A 4,737-nucleotide genomic window follows, 5' to 3' on the forward strand; every position below is an offset into this window, starting at 1 on the left:
ATCGTAGGACAGGGCTTCATCGCGATTGCGGCAGTCATTTTCGGAAAGTTCTCCCCGGGGGGAGCAACGAAGGCATGTCTGCTCTTCGGACTTTGCAGTGGTATTAAATCCCTGGCATCCCAGAGCAACATGGTATCCCCGAACCTGATTTCTATGATCCCGTATGTGGTAACTATCGCGGCACTTGTGCTGTTCGTGGGAAAAGCCCACACACCGGCAGCCAACGGCAAGATTTTTGTGAAGTCTAAATAAATAATAAAAGCGCTCTAAAACTGACAGCTGTCCTTTCCGGCTGTCAGTTTTTTGCGCCTATAGATATGGTGATTATAGACAAAAACAGGCTTTCAGTTTTGGTAATAGTCATGAAAAAAATCTAAAAGTGACAAATGGCAAGAAAAAGAATGAAGAAAGGACATTTGTCCTTTCTTGCCTGTGAGAAATGTGGTATAAATAAAGTAGAAATAAAAGAGGAAATGGATAAATTAACGAAAATGAGTGAAGCAGATGAAATCATTCGAAAATTGAATACGGAACAGCGGAATTACCTGAACCGTTACTTTGCTCATGCACCGGAGAGCGTGACAGGAAGCACGCAGGTAACACGGATGCCGGAGGGGACGACCTTCATTCAGGAAGGAACACCGGTAGACAAGGTATATGTCCTTCTGAAAGGATGTGTCTCGGCAGTGGATTACCGGGTGCGGGAAACGGTTTATGGATTCTGTCATTTTGATCCCATCGAGACCTTCGGAACTATGGAAATTCTGGGACATATGAATCAGTATCGAACCACGCTGGCGACCACGCAGGACAGCTTGTTTTTAAAGATACCGAGAGATGCCTTTGAGAAATGGATTCTGAAAGATGTGGATGCACTTCAGATGGAGACAGAACGAATCATCGGCTATCTGTTGGATCAGTCCAGAAAAGAGCGGCTTTACGTGCTGCTTCCGGGTAATGAAAGAGTTTATCTCATCCTTGCCAATTTATATGAGACATATGGAAAGTTCGACACCTACAGCGTCTATATGAGTCGAAAAGATTTTTCAGAAGTCACAGGATTATCAGAACGGACGATCACCAGAGCATTGAAGGAGCTGGAGGAGAAGAAACTCATCACCAGAAATGGCTGGAACATCGTAATGACATGGAATCAATATAAACAGATCAAAGAACTGATGAAAGATCAGATTAACGAAATGGGGGAATGATAATGAAATATTCAGAAAATCCGGATAAACAGTATCACATTCAGGTAGGCGAAGGAGAAGTCGGAAAATACGTAATCCTTCCGGGAGACCCGAAGCGTTGTGCCAAGATTGCTGCTTACTTTGATGATGCAAAACTGGTGGCAGACAGCCGCGAATATGTGACTTACACTGGTTACCTTGACGGTGTAAAAGTCAGTGTAACTTCCACCGGTATCGGCGGACCGTCCGCATCCATTGCTATGGAAGAACTGGTAAAATGCGGAGCAGACACCTTCGTCCGTGTTGGTACCTGCGGAGGCATGCAGCTGGACGTAAAGAGTTCTGACGTAGTGATTGCCAGCGGTGCCATCCGTATGGAGGGAACCAGTAAAGAATATGCACCCATCGAGTTCCCGGCATTGGCAGATATTGATATTGTAAATGCATTACGGTCTGCTGCAAAGGAACTGGGACAGACTTCCCATGTGGGAGTGGTGCAGTGCAAGGATGCATTTTACGGGCAGCATTCACCGGAGACTATGCCGGTCAGCTATGAACTTCTGAACAAATGGGAGGCATGGAAACGCCTTGGATGTCTGGCATCCGAGATGGAGTCTGCAGCACTGTTCATCGTAGCAAGCACCCTGCATGTGCGCTGCGGATCTGTATTTCTGGTAATGGCTAACCAGGAGAGAGAAAAACAGGGTCTGGATAATCCGGTAGCCCACGATACGGATATGGCCATCCGTGTGGCTGTGGAAGCAATCCGCAAGCTGATCAAAGAAGACGCTGAGAAATAAAATTATACCACATGTTTATACCACGAGGAGGAAACTATTATTATGCGTGACATTTCTATGAAAAGAGTCAATGAAACAAGAAATAATATTCTGGATATTATTGAGAGTGCAACGCTCACTCATGAGCAGAAACTGACCTGTCTGGCTAATCAGGCAGATTCTCTGATGGAAGTGCTGGATCTTCCGGAAGGTCTGGATGAGCTTCTGAACGTACCCATCGATCGCAAATGTATCTGTGATCTGTCTGAGGGCCATGCTCCCATGCGTCCGCGTTACATCATCCCGGATTATGCAAAATTCCTGAAAGAAGGAAGCAAATTCCTTCAGCTGGACCCGCCGACGGATCTGTATGAGGCACTGAACAGCTTGATGATTTTCTACAAACATGTACCGAGCGTTACCAACTATCCGGTATATGTTGGGCAGCTGGACGAACTGCTGGAGCCGTACATTGACACCGTGGATGAGGCACAGGCCAAGAAAATGCTGAAACTTTTCCTGACCCAGATGGACCGCACCATTTTAGATTCCTTCTCCCATGCAAATATCGGACCGAAAGCCACCAAAGCAGGACGTCTTCTTCTGGAAGCAGAGAAAGAACTGGAAAATGCAGTTCCGAACTTGAGCTTCAAATATGACGAGGATATTACTCCGGATGACTTTGCGTTGAAAGCCATCGACTGTGCAATGCACAGCGCAAAACCGAGCTTTGCAAATCATAAAATGTTCAAGAGTGAGCTGGGCGAGAATTATGTCATTGCCAGCTGCTACAACGGACTTTTGCTGGGGGGCGGCGCTTACACCCTCTGTCGTCTGGTGCTTGGAAATATTGCCAAGAGAGCAAAAAATATTCAGGACTTCAAGGAAAGAGAACTTCCGTACGTACTGGATATTATGGCACGTTATATGGATGCCAGAATCAAATTCGAAGTAGAGGAGAGTGGATTCTTCGAGAACAACTTCCTTGCAAAAGAAGGATTCATTCACAGAGACCGTTTCTCCGGTATGTATGGACTGGTAGGTCTTGCAGACTGCGTCAATATCCTGTTTGAAAAAGAGGGGATCAAGGGACGCTTTGGCCATGATGAAGCAGCCAACGATCTTGGCGTGGAAATCATGGAGATTATCAAAGAATTCAATCTGAACCATAAAAATAAATACTGTGAAGGAACCGGCGGACATTTCCTTCTGCATGCACAGGTAGGTTTGGCTGAGGATGAGAACGTTACACCGGGAACCAGAATCCCGATCGGTGAGGAACCGGAAGAGCTCATTGACCAGCTGAATGTCCTGAAGAAATTCCACAAATACTTTACTTCTGGTACCGGGGATATTTTCCCGATCGACATGACCGTTCATCGGAATCCGGAGTATGTACTGGATATTATCAAAGGTTCCTTCAAGATGGATCTCCGTTATCTGTCCTTCTATTCCAGTGACAGTGATGTGATTCGTGTAACCGGATATCTGGTAAAACGGTCCGAGCTGGAAAAACTGGCAAATGGCGAGGCAGTGCTTCAGGATACCACGGCACTGGGCCTTGGAGCTGCCAGAAACGGACATATTCTGGAGAGAAAGGTACGTTAAATGAAAGCAGTAGTGAACCGGATCATCCCATTCAGCAGTGTGGATGGTCCGGGTAACCGGACGGCAATCTTTCTGCAGGGGTGTAATATCAACTGCAAATACTGCCACAATCCGGAAACAAGAAAAATGTGTGTGCAGTGCGGCACCTGCGTGAAAAACTGTCCGGCAGGGGCACTGTCCATGGGAACAGACGGAAAGGTCAAGTTTGATCCTGCCAAATGTGTGCAGTGTGACACCTGTATCCATGTTTGTCCCAACGACAGTTCACCGAGAACCTGCGAGATGACTCCGGAAGAAGTTTACGAGAGAGTAAAAAAACAGATTCCGTTTATCCGGGGAATCAGCGTCTCTGGAGGGGAATGCATGCTACAGCCGGAGTTTTTAACGGAACTGTTTCGGTTGGCAAAGAAGGATGGACTGGGAACATTGATCGACAGTAACGGAATGGTTCCATTTGAAAACTATCCGGAGCTGATGGAAGTGGCAGACGGCGTGATGCTGGATATCAAAGCATTTGAAGCTGAGGAACATAAGAAAGTTACCGGATATACCAATGAGATGGTGCTTCAGAATGCCGTTTATCTCGCAAAGACTTCCAAACTTTACGAGGTGCGGGCCGTCATCGTGCCGGATCTCTATGACACGGAGAAAAGCGTGCGTGAGATCGGCGATTTCCTGGCGCCTTATCTGAAAATCAATGATATTCGTGTAAAGATTATTGCGTATCGTCCCATGGGGGTGAGAGAAGAATATTCTCATTTTCAGGTGCCGGGGCAGGATTATCTGGCACATCTTGGAAAGATTATGGAAGAAAAAGGGTTTACGCACGTAACACTTATTTAATAAGAAAGCAGGAGGGAACAAGCTGTGGCAAAAACAAGCCATATGGATGAAAGTAAAGTCGTCATTCAGATGAAAGACATCGTGAAAAAATTTGGCGATTTTACAGCAAATGACCACATCAACCTGACCGTGCACAAGGGGGAAGTGCATGCGATCTTAGGAGAGAACGGAGCTGGAAAGAGTACCATGATGAACGTACTCTGCGGTCTGTATAAACCGACCAGCGGACAGATTTTTATCAATGAGAAGGAAGTTCATTTTAACAGTCCCAAAGACGCCATTGATATCGGAATCGGTATGGTACACCAGCATTTCAT

The 4,737-nt window shown here is 46.2% G+C and carries 5 protein-coding genes and 1 pseudogene; all 6 read left to right on the forward strand.

Features of this window, described 5'->3' with window-relative positions; genetic code table 11:
- Positions 1-252, forward strand: a pseudogene (locus LKD36_RS17240) (ABC transporter permease); the annotation flags it as partial.
- A 221-nt stretch (positions 253-473) separates the two neighbouring features.
- Complete coding sequence (locus LKD36_RS17245; protein WP_308460368.1) at positions 474-1,211, forward strand: Crp/Fnr family transcriptional regulator; 738 nt, start codon at positions 474-476, stop codon at positions 1,209-1,211.
- 2 nt (positions 1,212-1,213) lie between these two features.
- The gene (udp, locus tag LKD36_RS17250) at positions 1,214-1,990 is read left to right on the forward strand and encodes a uridine phosphorylase (protein WP_118769852.1); all 777 of its coding nucleotides are present in this window, start codon (positions 1,214-1,216) and stop codon (positions 1,988-1,990) included.
- Between the two features lie 42 nt (positions 1,991-2,032).
- Positions 2,033-3,577 (forward strand): YjjI family glycine radical enzyme, encoded by a 1,545-nt coding sequence (locus tag LKD36_RS17255; protein ID WP_308460369.1) that lies wholly within the window; start codon positions 2,033-2,035, stop codon positions 3,575-3,577.
- Positions 3,578-4,420: a YjjW family glycine radical enzyme activase gene (locus tag LKD36_RS17260; RefSeq protein WP_118769854.1), complete on the forward strand. Its 843-nt coding sequence runs from the start codon at positions 3,578-3,580 to the stop codon at positions 4,418-4,420.
- A 42-nt stretch (positions 4,421-4,462) separates the two neighbouring features.
- Positions 4,463-4,737 (forward strand): ATP-binding cassette domain-containing protein (locus LKD36_RS17265; protein ID WP_308460370.1); only part of this gene is annotated, 275 nt, incomplete at its 3' end.

The sequence above is a fragment of the Hominiventricola filiformis genome, from assembly GCF_020686965.1.
Classification (GTDB): Bacteria; Bacillota; Clostridia; order Lachnospirales; family Lachnospiraceae; genus Hominiventricola; species Hominiventricola filiformis.

Bases quoted from the DNA above. Each gene is read 5' to 3' on its own strand.
- LKD36_RS17260 (WP_118769854.1), top strand. From the start codon at position 3,578: ATGAAAGCAGTAGTGAACCGGATCATCCCATTCAGCAGTGTGGATGGT.
- udp (WP_118769852.1), top strand. From the start codon at position 1,214: ATGAAATATTCAGAAAATCCGGATAAACAGTATCACATTCAGGTAGGC.
- LKD36_RS17245 (WP_308460368.1), top strand. From the start codon at position 474: ATGGATAAATTAACGAAAATGAGTGAAGCAGATGAAATCATTCGAAAA.
- LKD36_RS17255 (WP_308460369.1), top strand. From the start codon at position 2,033: ATGCGTGACATTTCTATGAAAAGAGTCAATGAAACAAGAAATAATATT.